Below are 641 nucleotides of genomic sequence, written 5' to 3'. Positions count from 1 at the left end.
AACCGTCACATTTTTTCTCATCCGTTCCATCTCCCCAAAAAAATAGTGGCGTCGGAAGGTTCCGAGCACCACTTCAACTGTCTATTATTTTGTGCGAGCCACGTCCATTTGACAAGTGTCATCTTCTGATCCGAAAAAGAATTCTCTTAGACGTTCATACGCGGCTTGTTCTTCATGGACATGTACCTTCCCACAAATAGAACCCGCTCTCATCATCCAGACTTCATCTGACAACATAGCTGCAACATCTAGTTGATGAGTTGAAAATACGATGGTCGTCCCTCGCTCCGCTTCTTCACGTAGTAAATCTTGAAGCATTCGCATCCAGATCGGATCTAGACCGTTCGTCGGTTCATCTAATAACAGGATAGCCGCCTCATTGACGAGCGCTTGTGCCAAGAGGAGACGTTGGCGCATCCCTTTCGATAATTCGGCGATTTTCTTGCGCTTATATTCATATAACCCGACCCGTTTGAGAACTTCAGCAGTCGGACGTGCGCCTTGCAAGATGGCGTAGTAGGCGAAGGTCTCTTCAACCGTCCATGTGCCATCAAAGGAGAAATCGTCCGGCATATAGCCAAAGCTCTCATTGTATTTCGTTCGCTGCGTTGTCGTGTAGCCATTCAACTGAACGACCCCGG

The 641-nt window shown here is 47.7% G+C and carries 1 protein-coding gene; it reads right to left on the bottom strand.

From position 1 onward, the window contains the following. Positions 1-84: 84 nt before the first annotated feature. A partial coding sequence (locus ON063_RS14775) for an ATP-binding cassette domain-containing protein (RefSeq protein WP_274665645.1) occupies positions 85-641 on the bottom strand: 557 nt, incomplete at its 5' end.

The organism is Exiguobacterium sp. B2(2022) (assembly GCF_028823655.1).
GTDB lineage: Bacteria > Bacillota > Bacilli > Exiguobacteriales > Exiguobacteriaceae > Exiguobacterium > Exiguobacterium aestuarii_A.
Note: the sequence above shows the minus strand (reverse complement) of the source record. Positions and strands in the feature narration are given on the sequence as shown.